Origin of the sequence: Streptomyces sp. NPDC046197, assembly GCF_040646295.1 — a bacterium.
GTDB lineage: Bacteria > Actinomycetota > Actinomycetes > Streptomycetales > Streptomycetaceae > Streptomyces.
Window position 1 is genome coordinate 114,343 of the sequence record NZ_JBEYZY010000023.1, and the last position, 19,333, is coordinate 133,675.

Here is a 19,333-nt window from a genome sequence, read left to right on the forward strand (position 1 = left end):
GTCCCCATCCTGCACGCCAGGGTGCCGGTGGGCCCCACCTGCACCCGCTGCCACCGCCGTGTCGGCGGCATCCGCAGGACGGGGGGCCAGGGGGTGTCGTTCGGATCACCGCGGATCAGGCCGCGGCGCATGGTGCGGTGCCTCGCAAGGCGGAGCATGACCCGTGTACTGGACGTATTCGGGTGATGCGACAACGCGGCGAGGTGCCGTGCCAGGCGTCGCGGACCCGCAGTGATCCGAACGACACCCCCTAACCGGCCTCCCGCTCCGGTAGCGCCTCCTCGCGGGCAGCGAGCTTGCGCAGCATCTCGCGGACCCGGTCCCTGGACTCGTCCGCCGCGTCGATCGCCTCCATGCACTGCCAGTACGTGCTCTCGTCGGCGGCGGAGCTGGCGATGCCGACGAGGGCGATGCCGACCTCGCCGAGCAGGCCGCCCAGGCACAGCAGGGCCTGACGGGCGTCCTCCAGTCCGGTGAGCTGCGCCGCCCGTAAGTCCCCGGGATCGAGATCCGGCGCGTCCAGGACGCCGCAGCCGCGGCCCGCCAGTTCCGTCAGCCCCAGGGCCTCGCCGCGCAGTTCGGGCGGTCCGGAGACCGCGAGCCGGCTGCCGATCGCCTGGGCCAGGGCCTGGGCCTGCCACACCTCCGCCAGGGTCTCGGGGCCACCACCACTCCCCGCCAGAGCACGTCTGCTCGCCAGGATGAGCCGCACCGCTTCCATGCGCTGCCCCCGTCTCTCCCGACGTGCTCGTCGCACGTCCGCCCGAACTCCGTTGGTCACTACCCAGAGTGAAGGTGTGTGGGACGAAAAGCCAGAGGAAGACGGAAATCTGCGGACAACAAATCGGTTGCGGACAGCTGAACGACTTCGGAGAGTGATAACGGACCCAATTACTCCGCCTGGGCCCTCCCCCGTGGCTCCCCTCCCGGCATCAGCGGGGCGCCATTGGGGCGTGTCCGGCGGACCACGCGCTAGGCGTCCGGCTCCCCCGGCGGCGGGAACCTGCGCTCGTTGCGGTCGATCTTCGCGTTCAGCGCGGCCAGCGGGTCGACCCCGAGCACCTCGCACAGCTGCAGCAGGTAGGCGAGGACGTCCGCGACCTCGTCCGTCACCCGGTGCGCGGTCTGCGGGTCGGCCATCACACGGGTCGACTCCTCGGGCGTCAACCACTGGAAGATCTCCACCAGTTCGGACGCCTCCACGCTGAGCGCGGCCACGAGGTTCTTCGGGGTGTGGTACGGCTGCCAGTTCCGGGCGGCCGCGAAGTCGGCCAGCCGCCGCTGGAGCCCGGCCAGGTCCGGATGTTCGGAGTCCTCTGTCACGGCACCAGGTCTACCACTGCCGCCCCAGGCACCCCGGCGGCCCAGGACGCGTCGCTCACCGCCGCGACGAGCCGGATGTGTCCGCGGCCGCACATCCGCGCCGCCCACCGCAGCAGCTCCGCCCGCTGCCGCGGGTCCAGCCCCCGGTCGAATCCGTCGGCGATCACCGTCAGCGCCTGCAGGGCCGCGGGCACCTCGCCCGCCGGGTCGGCCTCCAGCACCCCCGGCCCGGTCAGCAGCACCAGCGCCAGTGCCGCGTACCGCAGTTCGCCGTCCCCGAGCCGCTCGAACCCCGTGCGCACACCGCCCCCGCGCTCGAGCACCGCCCGTACCCGACCGTCGTCCACGGGCTCGGCGAGCACGTCGGCCACCGGTCCGGCGCATCCGGCGCGCACCGCCTCCACGAGCAGGGCGTGCCGCCGCCCGCACTCGGTACGGGTGCGCCACAGCACGTCGGCGAGGTTGTCGCAGCCGCGCAGCAGCCGACCGGCCCCGAGGGGCACGGGCTCACGCATCCGGCCCGGCAGCGGGTCGCAGGCGAACACCGAGCGCAGGGCGACCACCATCTGCTCGGCGGCGGCGAGGACCCGCAGCTGTCCGTCGGTCTTCCCGGCGACCCGCAGCGGCAGCAGCGCGGTGCCGAGCCGGTCGTCGGGCAGCGGCGCCCGGGTCACCGGGGACGAGCCGGCCGTGTGCCAGGCGGCCTGCACGGTGCGCCGCCCCGGGTCGCGCAGTGCGGTCTCCAGCAGGACCAGCCCGCCGGAGGTCAGCCGCTCGCCCACGACGCGCAGCTCGGGCTCCGCCTGAACGGCGAGGTCCAGGCGGACCCGGCCCTCGGGGCCGTCCGCAGTACAGCCGATGCGAAAGCCCCGGCGGCGCTGCGCGTCGGGCCGGGCGCGCTCGGGTACGCAGGCGACCGGGTCCGGGAAGACCTCGCCGAGTTCGGCACCGCCGCCCAGCCGGGCCAGGGCCTCGTAGGCGCGCAGCGCACTGCTCTTGCCGCTGCCGCTGGGCCCAGCGACGAGGGTGAGCGGTCCGAGCGGGAGGACCGCGCGACGGTGCGCGGCGAAGGCGGACAGCCGCAGCTCGGTGACGCTCGGGCGGTCCGAGTGCTCATGGCACCGGTCGCCCCCGGGAGAGGGGGATTCCGTAGCGGACGGGGCGGACGCGGCGGACGCGGCTGACACGGTCATATCCGGACCGTAGGGCGCCGGTCCCGGGCGGAACCGTTCCGCCCGGGGAGCCTTCCTACGATCGGGGGACGACCCGCCGCCACCGGAGCACCCGGGCGGACCGGCTCATGCGCCGGGCACCGCCGCCCCCTCCATCAGTCCGCTGACCTCGGTGCCGGGCGGCGTGAGCAGGAACACGTTGCGGTCCACCCGGTGCATCCCGCTGGCCAGGCCGAAGACGACGCCGGTGCTGAAGTCCAGGACCCGCTTGGCGACCTCCGTCTCGGCGCCGGTGAGGTCGAGCAGCACGGGCACGCCCGCCATCAGCGTCTCGGCGACGTCGCGGGCGTCCGCGAACACGTTGACCCTGAGGACGACGAAGCGACGCCGGGTCTCCGTGACGGCGTCCGGCAGCACGCGGTGGTCGACGGCGGACGGCCAGGCGTCCCGGCCCCGCAACGGCACGACCTGGGCGAGCCCCTCCCACTGTTCATCGGTGACGTCGTGGCTGTTCACCGGCTCCCCCCGACCTGACTCGTACTCATCGCCTGCACCAGCCAATTCTTACGCCATGTCACCCGTTCGGCCCAACAGCGACACGATGTGCGACGGACTCTTCCCGTTATTCCGGCCACGATCGCCGCGCACCGGCGAGCCAATCGCCCAGCGATCCCGGCCCGCCATGACAGGACATGTGCGGAACACCCCCGAGGTGACCTTGATCCGGTTCATGCCCGTACGAGGCTTGTTACCTCACTCACACCGGATTCTTCACTTCCGGCCATGTTCCGGTCACCGGCCACCCATAGCGTCCCGTGCCGTGCACTTGGCAGAACAGCAGCTGGTGACACCGGGCCGGCGAGCACCGCAGGCGATGTCCGTCCCGGAGGCACCCGCTCAGTGGCACCGCATCCTCACTCTGCTCGCCGACATCAGTCTGTTCATCGGCACCCGGTCGGTGTGGTCACAGGCCGCCTCGCACCGCCTCGCCGTGGCCGCGGCCGTCTCGCTCTGCTACGCCTCGATCCTGGTCTGCGCGGTGCTGGCCCTGGTGGTCCGGCGGGCGAGGTCGCTGGCCCGCCTGGACCTGTGCGTGCTCGTGACGGGCGTGACGCTCGCCCTGTGCGCGTGGGCCATGAACCACTCGGGCACCGACGAGGCGGTCCTCACCACCCAGGCGGCGAAGGAGCTGGTGGCCGGTCATGTGGTCTACGGGCAGCCGTGGCCCTGGCTCTTCCGGGACCACGGCATCGCGCTGACCCCGACGGTGTACGGCGGTTACGACTTCACCTACGGCTATCCCCCGCTGGCGGTGCTGCTGACCGCGCCGCTGCTCCGGCTGGGGCACGACGGCGCACCGGCGACGGCGGTGGCCACCGGCGCGCTCGTCGTCGGCACGGTCGTGCTGTGGCGGATGCTCCCGGCGCCGTGGCGGTCGGCGGCGACCATGGTGTGCCTCGGCTTCGGGTTCCTGCCCACGTACGGCCGGCAGGGCTACCCGGCGATCCTCGCCCTGGCGCTGCTGATTCCGGTGGTGGTGCGCTGGCCGCGGCTCGGACAGGGCGGGCGGCTCGGCCCGGCCGGCCTCGCGCGCGCCGCGTGTCTGGGCGCGGCCTGTGCGGCGCAGCAACTCCCCTGGTTCCTGGCACCGTTCCTGCTCACCGGGGTCTACGCCGTGCGCCGCGGTGAACTGGGCGGCCGCCGGGCCGCGCTGGTCGTCCTGCGGGTCCTGGGCGTCGCGGTCGCCGTATGGCTGCTGATCAACGTCTACTTCGTCGTGCACGAGCCGGACACCTGGCTGGAGGGCATCGCGCTGCCGCTGACGCAGGGCGCGGTGCTGCACGGGCAGGGCCTGGTGGACATCTCGCTGTACTTCACCGACGGCAGCGACCGTCTGGACTGGTACGGGCACGCCAGCCTGCTGCTGGCCGCGGCCCTGCTGGCCGTGTTCGTGCTCTTCGTACGGCGTCTCGGCCCGGCGGCGGCCGTCCTGCCCTGGTGCGCCTTCTTCGTGGCGACCCGTTCCCAGGACGGTTACTACCTGATGATGACCCCGCTGTGGCCGGCGGCCGCGATCACCGCGCCCGCTGCGGAGTTCGCCGGGGCGTGGCAGCCGCGTCCACGTCCGCTGTCCGGGCCGTACCGGCGGCCGGCCCGGATCGCCGCGGTCGTCCTGCTGGCCGTGCCCACGCTGGTCAGCGCGACGGTCGCCGCGACGGGCGAGCCCCCGCTGGACATGCGGCTCACGGCGGTGCAGCCGTCCTCCGCCGCCCATGTCACACGGCTGAGTCTTCAGGTCACCAACACCGGCGGCAGCGCGCTCACGCCGCACTTCATGCTCACCACGGGCCAGGGCATGGGCAAGTTCTGGTCCCTCGTGCGGGGGCCCGCCACCATCCCCGCGCACAGCACGGCCCGTATCGAACTCCGGGCGCCCGACGGGCGGTTCGCCGTTCCGCGCCCCGGCGTCCGCGTCCGCCTGCGCGCCTTCACACCCGACCCGCAGACACTGTCCAGTCGGGACGTACGGCTGACGGTGCCGAAGAGCGGCTGAGAGGGCGTCCGCGCGGCGCAGCGAGTGAGTCTCCAGCGGGGCTGCAGGCCGGGTCGGGCAGCCTGGGGGCGAGGGCGGCCACCGGGGCGGCGCTCGGAAGGAGTACTCATGTCTCAGCCGGTCGGGACGCTGCCGCACCAGGTCAGCGGGGACCTCTACGCCGAGGTGCAGACCTTCTACGCACTGCAGATGCGGCGGGTGGACTCGCTCGACATCGAGGGGTTCGCCGACACCTTCACCGACGACGGGGAGGTGGTGCACGCGGGAGGGCAGCGGCAGCGGGGGCGCGCGGAGATGATCGCCGGCATGCGGGCGAACCTGCCGCGTTATCAGGACATGGCCGTCCGGCACTGGTTCGGGCACCTGCTGATCGAGACCGACCCCGCGGACGCCGACGTGCTGCGGGTCTCCTACTACACCCTCGTCACGCAGGTCGACCGCGAGGGCAGGGTCGGTTTCCAGCCCACCTTCACCGTCGAGGACGAGCTCGTACGGCGCGACGGCCGGCTGCTGACCCGGTCCCGGGTCATCCACCGTGACGCCCCGGCCGCACAGCCCGTCGCCGCCTCCTGACGTGACCGGACGGCCGCGACGAGGGAAGGGGCCCCACGAGCGGGGCCCCTTCCTCTTGCGGTGGCACTCAGGCGTGGCAGGCGGGCAGTCCGCCGTGGTACTCCGCCATCTCCTGGAACGGCGTCAGCACGTCCATCCGCGCCCCCGGCGCCAGCCCGTCCAGCTCCGCGTACGCCCGGTGCAGATTGCCCACCAGGCGTTCGGGGTCGACGAGGCCCGCGTACGGACCCGGTCCCGAACGGCGCGCCGTCTGCAGCGGGGTCAGCCCGTCGCGGGCGCCCTCCTCCGCGAGCCGCCGGAGCCGGCGCAGGTACTCCTCGGTGGCGTCGAGCAGCTCCGTGCCGCCCACCGGGCCGTGCCCCGGCACCACCGTCCGCGGACGCAGCGACCGCATCCGGTCCAGTGCCCGCAGCGAACCGGAGACCGTGCCGAACAGGACGAACGGCGTCACCCCGGACCAGACGACGTCCCCGGTGAACAGCACCGAGCGCTCCGGTATCCAGGCCACCACGTCGTTCGCGGTGTGGGCCGGCCCCACATGGAGCAGTTCCACCCGCAGATCCCCGGCCCGCAGGGTGAGGGAGTCGGTGAAGGTGAGCGTCGGCAGTACCAGCGGGGTCTCGCCCCACTCCACGTCCGGCCACAACTGACGCAGGCCAAGGCCCGCCTCGGCCGAGTCGGCGCGGGTGCCCTCGTGCGCGACGACCACGGCGCGCGGCACGAACTGCCCGTTGCCGAAGGTGTGGTCGCCGTGGAAGTGGGTGTTGACCACATAGTCGGCCCCCTGGGGGGCGACCCGTTCCACCTCCGCCCGCAGCCGCCGGGCGCGGCTCTCGGTGGCCGCCGTGTCGACCACGACGGTCAGGCCCTCGCCGACCACGACACCCGCGTTGTTCAGGCACCAGCCGCCGTCCGGCTGGACGAAGGCGTACACCCCGTCCGCCACACGTTCCAGCGTGCCCCGGCCACCGGCCCCTTGTGCGACTGCTGCTGCGGCCACCCCGGTGATTCCGTCCCCGGTCACGCCGCCTCCGGCCGCGGGACCGGCAGCCGGCCGAAGCGGCCCTGGTGGAACACGAGCGGGTCGGGGCCGGCCGTGCCGTCCGACAGGGCCACCACCCGGCCGATCAGCAAGGTGTGGTCACCCGCCGTGTGCTCGGCGTCCAGGACGCACTCGAAGTACGTCTCCGCCGCCGGGATCACCGCGTTGCCGGTGACTCCCTCGACCGCGGCCAGGCGCAGCATCGCGGCCTGGCCCTCCGAGCGGTCCGGCCGGCAGAACTCCTGCGCCAGGTCCCGCTGCCGCTCCGTCAGCACGTTCACCGCGAAGCTCCCGGCCCGCGAGATGCGCGGGCGCATCCGGCCGTCGGCCTTGACGGAGATCAGAAGGAGCAGAGGGGCGAGGGACACCGAGGTCAGACTGTTCAGCGTCATCACGATCGTGTCGTCGGCGCTGCCCTGCGTCAGCAGGGCGACACCGGTGGGGAACCGGCCCATCGCGGACCGGAACGCGGCCACGTCGGGTTCGGTGAGCACTGCGCCTGCAGCTGTCATGTCCGGTGCTCCGTCTCTTCGCTTCCACGAGTGGGTTGTTGCCGGGGTTCTCAGTAGTTGCCGAGGCCACCGCAGACGTTCAGCGCCTGCGCGGTGATGGACGCGGCGAGGTCGGAGGCCAGATAGCCGACCAGGCCCGCGACCTCTTCCGGGGTGCTGTAACGGCCCAGCGGGATCTTCGCGTTGAACTTCTCCTGGATCTCCTGCTCACTGACGCCGTAGTGGCCCGCGTAGCCCTGGCGCACCCGCTGCGCCATCGGCGTCTCGACGTACCCCGGGCACACGGCGTTCACCGTGATGCCGGTCTTCGCGAGCTCCTTGCCCACCGCCTTGGTGAAGCCGATCACCCCGTGCTTGGACGCCGAGTAGGGCGCGGCCAGCTCCACGCCCTGCTTGCCGCCGGTGGAGGCGATGTTGATGACCCGGCCCCAGTCGCCCTCGCGCATCCGGCCGGTGCTCAGCACCTCACGGGTCACCCGGAAGGTTCCGTTGAGGTTGGTCTCGATCACGTCGTCCCAGAGCGAGTCCTCCAGTTCGGCGGTGACACCGCCGCCGCCCCGGCCCGCGTTGTTCACCAGGATGTCGATGCGTCCGTACCGGTCCACGGCGGCCCGTACGGCGGTGCGGATCGCCTCGACCGAGGTGACGTCGCACACGGTGCCGTCCACCTCCAGGCCCTCCTTCCGCAGCCGCTTGACCACGGTGCGCACGCTCTCCTCGCCGCGCGCCACGCCGAAGACGGCGACACCCCGGCGGGCCAGCAGCTCGGTCACCGCGAGCCCGATCCCGCTGGTGGCGCCGGTGACGAACGCCACCCGTCGTACCGCGTCTGTCATGGTGCTCTCCCGTTCGGTCGTCGACTTCTGCCCGGCGGTTCGGCAACGACCGTGACGGCGCCGCCTCGGTCCCGGGTCGACGAGGGATGGAGCGGTGCTCGGGCCCGGCCCCCCAGCGGTGCCCGGGGCCGGCCCTCCCGCCGTGCTCGGGGGCCCTCCAGCCGTGCTCGACGCGGGACCTAGTGGCGGGGGCGAGCGTGGTCGGCGTTCCCCGCCGCGCCCGGGGACCCCGGGGGACACCGGGCACCCGGGGCCCGGCCGGGACACCCGGCACCGGGAAACCCCCGGAGACACCCGGCGAGACCGAGCGAGGAGGCCCCGTGCCCGAACAACCGCAGAACCTGCCCGACGTACGGAAGTCGGTGACCGTGGCGGCCACCCCGAAGGAGTGCTTCGCCGTCTTCACCGAGCGGCCCAAGGACTGGTGGCCGCCGTCCCATGTGCTGGTCAGGAAGGAGCGGGCCGGACTCGCCTTCGAACCGGGCGTGGGAGGCCGCTACTACGAGTGGGACGTGGACGGCAACGAGAAGACCTGGGGCCGGGTGCTGGAGTGGGAGCCGGGCCGCCGGCTCGCCATGACCTGGCGCATCGACCCCAACTGGCAGTCCATCGACGACGACGAGCGGGCCAGCGAGATCGAGGTCGACTTCGAGCCCGTCGACGCCCGGCGCACCCGCGTGACACTCGCCCACGTCAGGCTGGACAAGCACGGAGAGGGCGCCGAGCGGATCTTCAAGGCGCTGGACGGTCCCAGCCCCGGCGAGACCCTGGAGCTGTTCGCCCGGGCCATCGGGAACGGGGACCGGTCATGACCGTCACCAGTGTCGGCCGCGGCAGCGGCGAGATACGCACCGACACCGGTCTGCGCCAGGCCGCGGAGAAGGCCCGCGACCTCGCCGGCCGGCACGCGGCGGACGCCGACGCCGCACGCGCCCTGACCCCCGAGGTGGTCGACGCGCTGCGCGAGGCCGGGTTCGCCCGCCACTTCGTGGCGTCCCGGTGGGGCGGCACCGAGGGCTCCTTCGCCGAACTGACCGAGTCGGTCGTCACGGTGGGCGAGGGCTGTGCCGCCGCCGCGTGGTGCGCCTCGCTGTGCGCCTACTCGGCACGGTTCGCCGCCCATCTGCCCGAGCGGGGCCACGAGGCGCTGTGGGGCGAGGGCCCCGACACGGTCGTGGCCACCGCCCTGATGCCGGCCGGCCGCGCGCGGCGGACGGACGAGGGCTGGCGGCTGAGCGGCCGGTGGGCCTACGTGAGCGGGATCGACTTCGCCCACTGGGCCCTGGTGTGCGCCGCGGTGGACGGCGGCAACGGCGACGGGCCGCCCCGGATGCACTTCTTCGCGCTGCCCCGCGGCACGTACACCGTGCGCGAGACGTGGGACAGCGTCGGCATGCGTGCCACCGGCAGTCACACGGTCGTGGTCGAGGACGTGCTCGTACCGGAGCATCTGTCCTTCGACCGCGCGGACATGCTGTACGGCCGCAACGCCACGTCGGACGTCGCCTCCCACAACGTGCCCTTCCAGGCGGTGGGCGGGCTCACCTTCATCGCCCCGGTCGTCGGCGCGGCCGTCGGGGCGCTCGGGGCCACCGCCGGTCTCCTCACCGGCAGGCGGCGCAACCAGACCGGCGAGCTGAAGGCGGTGCGCGCCTCCGGCCGGATCGACGCGGCCCGGCACCTGGTCGCCCAGAACGCCCAGGTCCTGGACACCCGCGAGTTCACTCCCGAGGCCATGGCGCGCAACGAACGCAACGCCACGTTCTCCGCCGAGCTCCTGCAGGAGGCCGTCGCCCTGCTGGTCGGCGCGGCCGGCACCGGCGGCCTGGGCGAGGGCCACGCGCTGCAGCGCTTCTGGCGGGACATCACGTCCGCGACGAGCCATGTCGCGCTCCAGTACGACACCGCCGCCCGCAAGAACTACGGGGCGGTGCTGCTCGGCTCCGAGGTCTGAGGGGTCCTCGGGTTCCCGGGAAGGGCCGCGTCCGGGTCGATGAGGCCCCGGACGCGCCGGGAGACGGGGAGGGGGTGCCGGGGACCACAGGGTCCCGGGCGCCCCCTTCTCGCAGGTGCCGCGGTCTCCGGGGCGAGGTCGAGAGCGGGGCGAGCGCGCCTCCATCGTCCCTTCCTACGGTGAGGCGTGACCGTAGTGACCCAAGCGGAGGTGTCATCGTGACTGCCCCTCAGACGGAGTCGGACGTCTTTCCCTTCACCGGCTCGTCCTATCGCTGCCCCGCACCGCAGTACGCGCGGCTGCGCGCCGAACAGCCCGTGGTGAAGGTGCCGACCGCGGGTGGTGTGGACGCCTGGCTGGTGACCCGGTACGACGACGTGCGCCGGCTGTCGGCCGACCCGCGGCTCAGCCGGGCCCTGGCCTGCGGACCGCACGCACCCCGGATCGGCGGGACGATGCACACCACTCCCGAGATGATCATTTCACTGGACTCGCCCGAGCACTCCCGGTTGCGCAAACTGGTCGCCGGGGCCTTCACCCTGCGCCGGGTGGAGCGGATGCGGGCGAACGTGCAGAAGGTCGCGGACGAGCTGCTGGACGACATGCAGGCCAAGGGCGGCACGGTCGACCTGGTGCAGCAGCTCGCGCTGCCGCTGCCGCTGACCGTGATCGGCGAGCTGCTGGGCGTTCCGTCCCAGGATCTGCGGACGTTCGAGAAGTGGGCCCGCGCCTTCGCCACCGTCGACGACCGGGCGGGCGGTGAGGCGTCGCTGGCCGGCCTGGCCAAGCTGAGCGAGTACATCGTGGGACTGATCGCCGACAAGCGCGGCAATCCCGCCGACGACATGCTGTCCGAGCTGATCGCGGCCCGCGACAACGACGACCGGCTCAGCGAACCGGAGCTGGTCACCTTCGGCTTCACGCTGATCGGCGCCGGATTCGACACCACGGCGAACCAGCTCGCCAACTCGGTGCTCGCGCTGCTGGTGGACGCCCGCGACCAGTGGCGGTCGCTGGTGGAGGACCGTGGCCGCATCCCCACGGCCGTCGAGGAACTCCTGCGGCACGTCAACCTGTTCGCGACCGACACCTCCGGCTTCCCGCGGATCGCGGCCGAGGACATCGAGGTCGGCGACGTGACCATCCGCAAGGGTGACGCGGTGCTGCTGTCGCTCGCCTCCGCCAACCGCGACGAGACCGTCTTCCCCGACGCCGCCCGGCTGGACCTGGCCCGTACGCCCAACCCCCACATCTCCTTCGGGCACGGCATCCACTACTGCCTGGGCAAGCACCTGGGCCGGATGGAGATGGAGATCGCCCTGGACGGCCTGGTCCGCCGCTTCCCGGACCTGCGCCTGGCCGTGCCGGAGAGCGAACTGCCCTGGCACTCCGGCGAGATCAACCACACGCTCACCAGCCTCCCGGTCGTGTGGGGGGACTGAACCGCCCGGCGCCGAAGCCGGCAGCGACAGCTGGTCCCGGTCACCGCGAGGGTGACCGGGACCAGCTGTCGCTGCCGGCTTCGGCGCGGATGCCCGCGCGCACCGCCGGATCAGCCGGCGTTCTTGACCGGCCCCATGACCGCGAACCGCGCGCCCTGGTCGTCGGCGACGAGCGCCGAGCGCCCGAACGGGCTGTCCGACGGCTCGCGGGTCACGCTGCCGCCCAGCTCCCTGACCTTCGCCGCGGCCAGGTCGGTGTCCTCGACGGAGAAGTAGACCAGCGCGTGGGGCGGGACCTCCGCCGGGATGAACGGGCCCATCTGCAGACGGCCCGCGACGGGCTGCTGGGCGCCGGGCAGGAAGAACAGCTTGAAGTCGAACTCGGTGCCCTCGGAGATCTGCTGCCCGGTGAAGCCGAACACCGACTCGTAGAACGGGTCGACGGTCTCCTTGTCGCGGGTGTAGATCTCCGGCCAGAAGAAGGAGCCGGGGACGCCCTGCACCTCGAAGCCGGCCCGGGTGCCCGGCTGCCAGGCGCCGAAGGCGGCTCCGCCGGGGTCGACGGCCAGCAGCAGGGTGCCCGCGTCGGCGATGGGGAACGGGCCCGCGGCGACCTTGCCGCCGGCCTCTCCGATACGGCGGGCCAGGGCCTCGGTGTCGGGCGTGGAGAAGTACAGGTTCCAGGCGGCGGGGGCGCCCTCCTGGGCGGGGGCCAGGGCCGAGACGTTCCTGCCGTCCTTCAGGGCAGGCGTGTAGTGGCCGAACTCGGCGGCGCCGGGCTCGAAGGTCCAGCCGAACAGCTCGCCGTAGAAGTACTTGCCGGCCTCCAGGTCGGGAACGGTCAGGTCCACCCAGCAGGGGGCTCCGGCCTCGAACGTCGTCATCTCATGCCTTTCCAGGTCGCGTTGGGGGTGGGTGCAAAAACGTCAGGGACGGGTGGACCGTATCCGCGCGGCCTGGAGCCCCGGACGAGCGGCGCCCGCGTCCGGCTCGTGCGGAGCCGGACGCGGGCGCTGGGCCGGGCCGGGGCTCGGGGCCCCGGAATCGGATCAGGGTGCGGTGTCGGACACCCGGGTGGCGGTGCTGCTCACCGTGATCGGGCCCTGCGGCTCGCCGCCGGGGCTGGTGGTGACGAAGGCGTACGCGTGGGTCGAGAAGGTCTTGCCGACGATCCGGCCCATGTGCACGGCCTGGACGACGCCCAGGTAGGCGCCGTCGGAACGGCCGGGGTGGGTGACGTAGAAGGCGAAGGTGCCGTTGCCGTTCTCGTTCCAGAAACCGTGTGCCTCGTACTGCGGCCGGCCGTTGGTGTCCGGCGGGCCCTCGGCGGACAGCTTGTGGTCGGCGTGGAAGATGAAGCGGGGTGTGGTGCTCGTCGTGCCGCCGTCGGGCGTGACGATGGTGACCGTCAGGTCCCACACGCCCTCCAGTGACGGACAGCTGTGGTGTCTGGCGTGGGCACCGGCGGGCGCCGGCTCGGCCATGGCGCCGGTCGCCCCCGCCCCGCCGACCGCCGCGATCAGCAGCAGCCAGACGGCGAGCAGGCGCAGGGTCAGCGTCCCGCGGGTGCGGCCGACGCGCTGCGCCGGGGCCGCTTCTGTCTCAGGCATGAACGGACAACCTCTCCTTGGTGATCGGTGGTGTACGCACGTAGGTCTTGAAGCCGAAGTCCGGCCGCAGGGCCTCCTCGGGGGACAGCTCGGTCCCCGAGGCGAGCAGGCGCCTGGCTATGCCGTGGTCGGCCGGCCGGCCGACCGACTCCACCGCGGCCAGCCGGCCCCGGCGGAAGCAGAGGACGGAGAAGGAGGCGGACTCCGGTTCTCCGTGCACCACGGTCTCGTCGTGCCCCGCACCCAGCCCGGCGATCTGCAGCCGGACGGGACCCTGTTCGGACCAGAACCAGGGAACGGCGGTGTACGGCACCGGTTCGCCGCAGATCGCGGCGGCCACGCAGCGGGCCTGGTCGGAGGCGTTCTGCACCGACTCGAGCCGCACGTGGCGGCCCGCCGAGGCGCTGGGGAAGCGGGCGCAGTCCCCCACCGCGAACACGTCCGGGTCGCCGGTGCGCAGCTGCCGGTCGACCACGATGCCGTCCCCCACCCCCAGACCCGCCGTGGCGGCCAGTTCGGTGTTCGGCAGCACCCCGACCCCGACGACGACCACGTCGGCGGGGATCCGTTCGGCGACGTCCAGCTCCACGACGCGCACCCGACCGGCCGCGTCCCCCCGCAGGGCGGTCACCTCCCGGCCCAGCAGCACCCGCGCGCCGGTGCGGCGCAGCCGGTCCACCAGCCAGCCGGACGTGACGGGGGTCAGGGCTCGCCCCAGGGCCCGCCCCTGGACCTCCACCACGGTCACGTCGTGCCCCAGCGCCCGTGCGGTCGCGGCGAGTTCCAGCCCGATGAAACCGGCGCCCACTACGACCAGCTGCAGCGGTGGGCCGCTCAGGCGGCCGCGCAGTTCGTCGGCGTCGGCGAGCGTCCGCAGCGACAGCACCCCCGACAGCGAGGCCGCGCCGGGCACGGGCAGGGTGCGGGGCCGGGCCCCGGTCGCCAGCACCAGACGGTCGTAGGGCAGTGACAGGCCGGACGCCAGCAGGATCGTGCGGAGGTCCCGGTCGATCGCGGTGACCCGGTCACCGGTGACGAGGCCGATGTCCTGGGCGGCGAAGTAGGACAGCGGGCGCAGTTCGAGCTCGTCGCCGGTGGTGGTGCCCGACAGGTAGCCCTTGGACAGCGGCGGGCGCTGATAGGGCGTGCCGGGCTCGTCCCCGATCAGCGTGATCCGGCCGTCGTAGCCGCGGGCCCGCAGCGCGGCGGCGGTCTCCAGACCGCCCTGGCCGGCGCCGACGACGACCACTCCCCGGGCGGCCATCAGCTCTGCGCCCGCGGCAGGTGGACGACGAGTCCGTCGATGGCGTCGGAGACCGGCAGCTGGCAGCTGAGCCGGCTGTGCTCGGTGCGCTCGCAGGCGGTGCCGTACAGCACGTCGTCCTCGACGCTGTCCATCGCGGGCAGCGACAGGGTGTTGGCCTCGTCGACGTAGACATGGCAGGTGCCGCACTGGGCGGACCCGCCGCACTGGGCCTCGATGCCGTCGACGTTGTTGAGTTTCGCACCGCGCATGACCGTGTTGGGCGCCTCGACGTCGACGACGGTGACGGTGCCGTTGGGATGCTTGTAGGTGATTTTGGCCATGGCGCTCTCCTCGTGGATGTCCGGCCGGCCGTGCGGAGATACGGGACGGGACTGTGCCGACGGTTCCTGGGATGCGGGTGGAGCAGCCCTCGACAGTGGCGGAATCCGAGCGTCCCGCTCCACCCGACCGCGATCCGCGTTCGATCGCGGGGGCCGAGCGTGCCGCCATGACCGCAGGAACCCTCTCCGCCACCGCCGCGCCCACCGCGGCGGAACACCGGCTCCGTCTGATCCTGTTCGCCTGCTGCCTGGGCCAGTTCATGAACGTGCTGGACGCCTCGGTGGTGAACGTGGCCCTTCCGGTCGTCGCCCGGGACCTGGGCTTCGACCGGCACAGCCTGCACCTGGTCAACAACGCCTACACCGTTGTCGTCTGCGGCTTCCTGCTGCTGGGGGGCAGGCTGGCGGACGTGTTCGGGCAGCGCCGGGTGCTGTTGTCGGGTGCCGCCCTGTTCACCCTGGCCGGCACCGTCGGAGGAGCGGCGGACAGCCCCCTCACCCTGGTGCTGGCCCGGGCCTTCCAGGGGCTGGGCGCGGCCGTCATGGCACCGGCGACGCTCACCGTGCTGAGCGCGACCTTCACCGAACCGGCCCGGCGGGCGAAGGCGTTCGGCTGGTGGAGCGCGGTGTCGGGAGCCGCGGGAGCGATCGGGGTGCTCGCCGGGGGCGTGATCACCGAGTACGCGTCGTGGCGCTGGGTCCTGCTGGTCAACACGCCGATCGGGATCCTGCTGTGCGCCGCCGTCCGCTGGGTCGTCCCCGAGTCCCCGGCGCGCGGGCGGGGGCGGGGGCGGGGGCGCGGCCTGGATCTCCCCGGCGCGGTCACCGTCACGCTCGGGCTGATGGCGGCCGTCCACGGCGTGTCCCAGGCGCACGAGTACGGCTGGGGGTCGGCGCACGTCGTGGTGCCGCTGGCCGCGGGCGCGGCACTGCTGGCGGCGTTCCTGCTGATCCAGGCCCGGTACGCCTGTCAACCGCTGGTGCCGCTGGGCGTGTTCCGCAACCGGTCGCTGGCCGCCGCCAACCTCGTCGCCTTCTTCGCGGTCGCGGCGCTGTTCAGCACCTTCTACTTCCTCACCCTGCTGCTGCAGCAGGTGCTGGGCTACAGCCCGCTGCGCACCGGGCTCAGCTATCTGCCGCTGTCGGCCGGGCTCGCGCTGGGCGGCTGGGGCGTGTCCTCGCTGGTGCCCCGCACCGGTCCGCGGCCGGTCCTGCTGGGCGGGCTCGCGCTGTCGAGCGCCGGCCTGCTGTGGCTCGCCCAGGCGGGGCCCGGCGCCGGTTATGCCGGGGACGTGCTCGGGCCGCTGCTGCTGCTCGGCTTCGGCATGGGCGGGGTGCTCAATGCCACCACGAACGCCGCCACGGCCGGTCTGCCCGCCCACCAGGCGGGCCTCGCCTCCGGTCTGCTCAACACCACCCGCCAACTGGGCAGCGCCGTCGGCCTGGTGACGCTGGCGGCGCTGTCCTCGGCCCGCATCGACGGCCGGGCCGCGGGGGCGGCCCAAGCCGCCGCGTCCCGCACGGCGCTCGCGGCCGGTTACGGCTTGGCCCTGACCGGCGCCGCGCTGTTCGCCGCCCTCGGTCTGGTGGCGGCGCTGGCGGTCCCGGTCCGGAAGCGTTCCAGGCCCTCTCGAGGCGGTACCGAGACGCTGACCTCCTGACGAGAGCGGAGGTTAGCAGTGGTCAACGAGTTCTCCACACAGCGGCCGCAGTGGTCGCCCGCCCCGCACGACGAGCGGCTCGAACACGCGACGATCGAGGTGCCCCGCGACTACACCGACCCCGGGGGCGAGCGGATCACGCTCGCCCTCAGCCGCCGTCGCGCCACCGACCCGGGGCGGCGGCGCGGCGTGCTGCTGGCCGTCAACGGCGGCCCCGGCGGCGACTGGGGACTCGGCCGGGCACTGCCCGACAAATACGCCGGCACCCCCCTGCACGAGGTGTACGACCTGATCGGCTTCGACCCGCGCGGCACCGGCGACTCCACCCGGCTGTACGCCGACGTCACCGTCCCGCGGGCCCCCTTCGACTCCCGGCCGCCGGACAGCGCCTTCGAGACGCTCGCCGAGGACATGCGGCAGCGGGAACTGGGCTGCGCCCGGGCGGGCGGTGAGCTGCGCCGGCACATCAGCACCCGCAACACGGCCCGGGACATGGACGTGATCCGGGCCGTCCTCGGCGAGGAGCGGATCAGCTTCGTCGGGTACGCGTACGGCGCCTACGTCGGGGCCGTCTACGGCAGCATGTTCCCCGACCGCCTGGACCGCAGCGTCCTGGACTCCTGCGTGAACCCCGACTGGACCTGGCGCGAGCAGTTCCTGTGGCAGGGCGACGCCGTGCAGCGCAACGTCGACCAGTGGGCCGCCTGGACCGGCGAGCGGCACGGCCACTTCGGGCTGGGCACCGGCCCCGCCCAGGTGCTCGCCGGGGTGGAGGAGCTGGTCGCCCGGCTGGAGCGGCTGCCGCACGGGATCCAGTTGCGCACCCTGCTCGACGGCGCGGTGGGCAACCGGGCCGCCGACCGCGGCCAGTGGGCCGAACTCGGCATCCTGCTGGGCGGGTTGCGTGAGGCGGCCGCCGAGGACAACGCCGCCGCCTGCCGCGCCCTGCTCTCCCAGCAGGGCACCTGGCGCCCGGCGGACAGCGAGGGCGAGCAGCGCATCGGCGTCCTGGAGGCCATCACGCTGGAGCACGCCTGGCCGGCCGATCTGGAGGTCTATTACCAGGACATGCGGGACTTCCGCAAGCGGTTCCCCTACGGCTACGGCGTGCTGCGCGCCCAGCCGTGGGTCGGTGCCTTCCGCGCCTTCGAGGCCCCGGAGGCGCCCACGGTCCTCGAACGCGCCGGCTACCCGGTCGGCCTGGTCGTCCAGGCCGACGGCGACCCGATGGACCACTACGCGGGCGGGGTGGCCATGGCCGAACGGCTCGGCCACCACCTGCTGACCGTGGAGGACTCCGGGGAGCACGAGGTGTACGTCCTCGGCGCCAACCCACACGTCGACGCACTCGTCCACCGCTACCTGGTCGACGGGGAGTTGCCCCCGCCCCGCATCTCCTGCCCGGGCCGGACCTCGCGCCCGGATGTTGCGGCGGACGCGGTCTGACCTCCCGGCGGACAGCGCCCGGCGGCGGCGAAACGCGGCACCGGGGCGGGCCGTCGCCCCGATGCCACGGCCGCTTCGAACATGCTGAAGCCCCGGAGAGCGGTTCTCCGGGGCTTCACGGTTACCGACCCTGGTGGGGACAGAGGTGTGGACGACCGCTCACCAGGCGACCGGCAGCTCCCACAGGCCGTAGATCACGGCGCCCTCCTTGCGGGGGATCTCCAGGAACGGCTTGGCGAGGTGCAGGGTGGGGATCCGCTGGAACAGCTTGCTCCATACGATCTCCAGCTCCAGCCGGGCCAGGTCCGCGCCGATGCAGTGGTGCACCCCGTGCCCGAAGCCGAGGTGCTTGCGGCTGCCGCGGGTGATGTCCAGCTTCTCCGGCTCCGGGAAGACCTCCGGGTCGCGGTTGGCGGCCAGGCCCAGGCACAGGATGCCGTCGCCCCTGCGGATGACCTGCCCGCCGATCTCGATGTCCTCGAGCGCCACCCGGGGTACGGCCGTGTCGCCGATGGTGGCGAACCGGACCAGCTCCTCCACGGCCGGCTTGACCAGGGACGGGTCGTTCAGCAGCAGCTCCAGCTGGTCGGGGTTCTCCAGCAGGCAGGCGGTACCCAGCGATATCTGGCTCGCGGTGGTCTCGTGGCCGCCGTTCATCAGCAGCCGCACCATGTTGAACAGGTCGCGGTCGGTGTACTCCTCGCCGGAGGCCGCGTAGTCGGCCATGGCCCGGCTCAGCAGGTCCTCGCCCGGCTGCACCTTCTTCAGCTGGATGAGCTCGCTGATGTACGCGTTCACCTCGACGATCGCCGCCTGCCGCTCCTCGGTGGTGCTGTGGCCGCCGAGCAGCGCCGTGCCGTGCTTGATGAAGAAGTCGTGCTGGTCCTGGGGGATGCCGAGCAGCTCGCAGATCACCGTCATGGGCACGGCCAGCGAGAACACCCGGTGGAAGTCCGCGGGGGGCGTCATCCGCAGCAGCTTCTCCAGGTGGTCGTCGACGATCTCCTCGATCCGCGGGCGCAGCCGCTGCACCTGCCGGTTGGTGAAGGTCAGGGCGGCCCTGCGGCGGGTGCTGCTGTGCGCCTTGCCGTCGTAGCCGATGAAGGAGGTCTCGGTGCGGTACTCCGGCGGGGCGACGAAGTAGAAGGGGAAGTTGGCGTGCTTGCGGGAGGCGCTGACCCGGGGGTCGGTGAGCAGCTGCTTGATCGTGTGGTAGCCGGTGACCGTCCAGATCCGGAGCCCGGAGCCGTCCAGCGTGACCTGGGAGACGTCCTTGTGGATCATCTCGGTGTATTCCCGCGGCGGTGTGAAGGGGCACTGCCGCTGGTACGGGAACGTCTTCGTCGGCGTCGTCTCCGTCTGTTCGGCGGCGCCCGGTTCTATGGCACTGGTGGTCACGGTGAGTCCTTCCGGTTCCTGACGGTCTGTTGGGTTGCGGGCACGACAGGGGCCAGGGCCTGGGCCCTGGAGGGCCTGGGCGGTGTCGTTCGGATCACCGCGGACCCGGGGTGATCCAGACGACGCCCCCTAGTGCCCCGGCAGGCAACGTTCGCCCGTCAAGGAGTGACGTCCGGTGCGTGCTCTCGGCGTGCCGGCCGGAAGTCCTCGTACTGGACGTACT

General features: G+C 73.0%; 19 protein-coding genes. 7 read left to right on the forward strand and 12 right to left on the reverse strand.

The annotated features are described in order from the left end of the window. Nucleotides 1-250 precede the first annotated feature (250 nt). The 4 genes from AB0A61_RS28320 to AB0A61_RS28335 all read right to left on the reverse strand — a co-directional run bounded on the left by AB0A61_RS28320 (nucleotide 251) and on the right by AB0A61_RS28335 (nucleotide 3,011). A complete protein-coding gene (locus tag AB0A61_RS28320; protein ID WP_361298051.1) occupies nucleotides 251-721 on the reverse strand; it encodes a DUF6099 family protein in 471 nt (156 codons plus the stop codon). 251 nt (nucleotides 722-972) lie between these two features. Further along, nucleotides 973-1,323: a nucleotide pyrophosphohydrolase gene (locus AB0A61_RS28325; RefSeq protein ID WP_361298054.1), complete on the reverse strand. Its 351-nt coding sequence runs from the start codon at nucleotides 1,321-1,323 to the stop codon at nucleotides 973-975. Further along, nucleotides 1,320-2,516 (reverse strand): ATP-binding protein, encoded by a 1,197-nt coding sequence (locus AB0A61_RS28330; RefSeq protein ID WP_361298057.1) that lies wholly within the window; start codon nucleotides 2,514-2,516, stop codon nucleotides 1,320-1,322. The genes AB0A61_RS28325 and AB0A61_RS28330 overlap by 4 nt, the downstream gene beginning before the upstream one ends. A gap of 105 nt (nucleotides 2,517-2,621) precedes the next feature. Continuing rightward, nucleotides 2,622-3,011 (reverse strand): cell division protein SepF, encoded by a 390-nt coding sequence (locus tag AB0A61_RS28335; RefSeq protein ID WP_361298060.1) that lies wholly within the window; start codon nucleotides 3,009-3,011, stop codon nucleotides 2,622-2,624. Nucleotides 3,012-3,369: 358 nt separating this feature from the next. Between AB0A61_RS28335 and AB0A61_RS28340 the strand changes: the two genes are divergently transcribed. Further along, nucleotides 3,370-5,049, forward strand: a complete 1,680-nt coding sequence (locus tag AB0A61_RS28340; RefSeq protein WP_361298113.1) for a hypothetical protein — start codon at nucleotides 3,370-3,372, stop codon at nucleotides 5,047-5,049. Nucleotides 5,050-5,157: 108 nt separating this feature from the next. Beyond that, nucleotides 5,158-5,622 carry a nuclear transport factor 2 family protein gene (locus AB0A61_RS28345; RefSeq protein WP_361298063.1) on the forward strand — a complete coding sequence of 155 codons (465 nt, stop codon included), beginning with the start codon at nucleotides 5,158-5,160 and terminating at the stop codon, nucleotides 5,620-5,622. Nucleotides 5,623-5,689: 67 nt separating this feature from the next. Here AB0A61_RS28345 and AB0A61_RS28350 read toward each other — a convergent pair whose 3' ends face one another. The 3 genes from AB0A61_RS28350 to AB0A61_RS28360 are packed head-to-tail and all read right to left on the reverse strand — an operon-like array spanning nucleotide 5,690 to nucleotide 8,012. After that, complete coding sequence (locus AB0A61_RS28350; protein ID WP_361298066.1) at nucleotides 5,690-6,646, reverse strand: MBL fold metallo-hydrolase; 957 nt, start codon at nucleotides 6,644-6,646, stop codon at nucleotides 5,690-5,692. Beyond that, nucleotides 6,643-7,176: a flavin reductase family protein gene (locus AB0A61_RS28355; RefSeq protein ID WP_361298069.1), complete on the reverse strand. Its 534-nt coding sequence runs from the start codon at nucleotides 7,174-7,176 to the stop codon at nucleotides 6,643-6,645. The genes AB0A61_RS28350 and AB0A61_RS28355 overlap by 4 nt, the downstream gene beginning before the upstream one ends. A gap of 50 nt (nucleotides 7,177-7,226) precedes the next feature. After that, entirely contained in the window at nucleotides 7,227-8,012 is a 786-nt protein-coding gene (locus AB0A61_RS28360; protein ID WP_361298072.1) for an SDR family NAD(P)-dependent oxidoreductase, read from the reverse strand. Between the two features lie 320 nt (nucleotides 8,013-8,332). On the opposite strand from AB0A61_RS28360, the gene AB0A61_RS28365 reads away from it, so the two are divergent. The 3 genes from AB0A61_RS28365 (at nucleotide 8,333) to AB0A61_RS28375 (ending at nucleotide 11,408) form a co-directional block, all read left to right on the forward strand. Further along, nucleotides 8,333-8,824, forward strand: a complete 492-nt coding sequence (locus tag AB0A61_RS28365; RefSeq protein ID WP_361298075.1) for an SRPBCC family protein — start codon at nucleotides 8,333-8,335, stop codon at nucleotides 8,822-8,824. After that, nucleotides 8,821-9,966, forward strand: a complete 1,146-nt coding sequence (locus AB0A61_RS28370) for a hydrolase (RefSeq protein WP_361298078.1) — start codon at nucleotides 8,821-8,823, stop codon at nucleotides 9,964-9,966. The genes AB0A61_RS28365 and AB0A61_RS28370 overlap by 4 nt, the downstream gene beginning before the upstream one ends. Before the next feature lie 218 nt (nucleotides 9,967-10,184). After that, nucleotides 10,185-11,408 (forward strand): cytochrome P450, encoded by a 1,224-nt coding sequence (locus tag AB0A61_RS28375; RefSeq protein ID WP_361298081.1) that lies wholly within the window; start codon nucleotides 10,185-10,187, stop codon nucleotides 11,406-11,408. Between the two features lie 110 nt (nucleotides 11,409-11,518). Here the strand turns inward: AB0A61_RS28375 and AB0A61_RS28380 are convergent, their stop codons facing one another. The 4 genes from AB0A61_RS28380 to AB0A61_RS28395 form a co-directional block, all read right to left on the reverse strand. After that, on the reverse strand, nucleotides 11,519-12,292 hold the full coding sequence (locus tag AB0A61_RS28380; RefSeq protein ID WP_361298084.1) for a VOC family protein: 774 nt from the start codon (nucleotides 12,290-12,292) through the stop codon (nucleotides 11,519-11,521). 165 nt (nucleotides 12,293-12,457) lie between these two features. Continuing rightward, nucleotides 12,458-13,018 (reverse strand): hypothetical protein, encoded by a 561-nt coding sequence (locus AB0A61_RS28385; RefSeq protein WP_361298087.1) that lies wholly within the window; start codon nucleotides 13,016-13,018, stop codon nucleotides 12,458-12,460. After that, a complete protein-coding gene (locus AB0A61_RS28390) occupies nucleotides 13,011-14,282 on the reverse strand; it encodes an FAD-dependent oxidoreductase (RefSeq protein ID WP_361298090.1) in 1,272 nt (423 codons plus the stop codon). Before AB0A61_RS28390 ends, AB0A61_RS28385 begins: the two co-directional genes overlap by 8 nt. Next, nucleotides 14,282-14,605 (reverse strand): 2Fe-2S iron-sulfur cluster-binding protein, encoded by a 324-nt coding sequence (locus AB0A61_RS28395; RefSeq protein WP_361298093.1) that lies wholly within the window; start codon nucleotides 14,603-14,605, stop codon nucleotides 14,282-14,284. The genes AB0A61_RS28390 and AB0A61_RS28395 overlap by 1 nt, the downstream gene beginning before the upstream one ends. 167 nt (nucleotides 14,606-14,772) lie before the next feature. Here AB0A61_RS28395 and AB0A61_RS28400 point away from each other — a divergent pair, with 167 nt between their 5' ends. Both AB0A61_RS28400 and AB0A61_RS28405 read left to right on the forward strand, forming a co-directional pair. Then, the gene (locus AB0A61_RS28400; RefSeq protein ID WP_361298096.1) at nucleotides 14,773-16,266 is read left to right on the forward strand and encodes an MFS transporter; all 1,494 of its coding nucleotides are present in this window, start codon (nucleotides 14,773-14,775) and stop codon (nucleotides 16,264-16,266) included. An 18-nt stretch (nucleotides 16,267-16,284) separates the two neighbouring features. Beyond that, a complete protein-coding gene (locus tag AB0A61_RS28405) occupies nucleotides 16,285-17,712 on the forward strand; it encodes an alpha/beta fold hydrolase (RefSeq protein ID WP_361298099.1) in 1,428 nt (475 codons plus the stop codon). 159 nt (nucleotides 17,713-17,871) lie between these two features. On the opposite strand, the gene AB0A61_RS28410 is transcribed toward AB0A61_RS28405, so the two are convergent. Next, nucleotides 17,872-19,110: a cytochrome P450 gene (locus tag AB0A61_RS28410; RefSeq protein WP_361298102.1), complete on the reverse strand. Its 1,239-nt coding sequence runs from the start codon at nucleotides 19,108-19,110 to the stop codon at nucleotides 17,872-17,874. Nucleotides 19,111-19,333 lie beyond the last annotated feature (223 nt).

Coding starts and splice junctions, on each gene's coding strand:
- AB0A61_RS28320 (WP_361298051.1), bottom strand. CDS start 721: ATGGAAGCGGTGCGGCTCATCCTGGCGAGCAGACGTGCTCTGGCGGGG.
- AB0A61_RS28330 (WP_361298057.1), bottom strand. CDS start 2,516: ATGACCGTGTCAGCCGCGTCCGCCGCGTCCGCCCCGTCCGCTACGGAA.
- AB0A61_RS28340 (WP_361298113.1), top strand. CDS start 3,370: ATGTCCGTCCCGGAGGCACCCGCTCAGTGGCACCGCATCCTCACTCTG.
- AB0A61_RS28345 (WP_361298063.1), top strand. CDS start 5,158: ATGTCTCAGCCGGTCGGGACGCTGCCGCACCAGGTCAGCGGGGACCTC.
- AB0A61_RS28355 (WP_361298069.1), bottom strand. CDS start 7,176: ATGACAGCTGCAGGCGCAGTGCTCACCGAACCCGACGTGGCCGCGTTC.
- AB0A61_RS28360 (WP_361298072.1), bottom strand. CDS start 8,012: ATGACAGACGCGGTACGACGGGTGGCGTTCGTCACCGGCGCCACCAGC.
- AB0A61_RS28370 (WP_361298078.1), top strand. CDS start 8,821: ATGACCGTCACCAGTGTCGGCCGCGGCAGCGGCGAGATACGCACCGAC.
- AB0A61_RS28380 (WP_361298084.1), bottom strand. CDS start 12,292: ATGACGACGTTCGAGGCCGGAGCCCCCTGCTGGGTGGACCTGACCGTT.
- AB0A61_RS28385 (WP_361298087.1), bottom strand. CDS start 13,018: ATGCCTGAGACAGAAGCGGCCCCGGCGCAGCGCGTCGGCCGCACCCGC.
- AB0A61_RS28390 (WP_361298090.1), bottom strand. CDS start 14,282: ATGGCCGCCCGGGGAGTGGTCGTCGTCGGCGCCGGCCAGGGCGGTCTG.
- AB0A61_RS28395 (WP_361298093.1), bottom strand. CDS start 14,605: ATGGCCAAAATCACCTACAAGCATCCCAACGGCACCGTCACCGTCGTC.
- AB0A61_RS28400 (WP_361298096.1), top strand. CDS start 14,773: ATGACCGCAGGAACCCTCTCCGCCACCGCCGCGCCCACCGCGGCGGAA.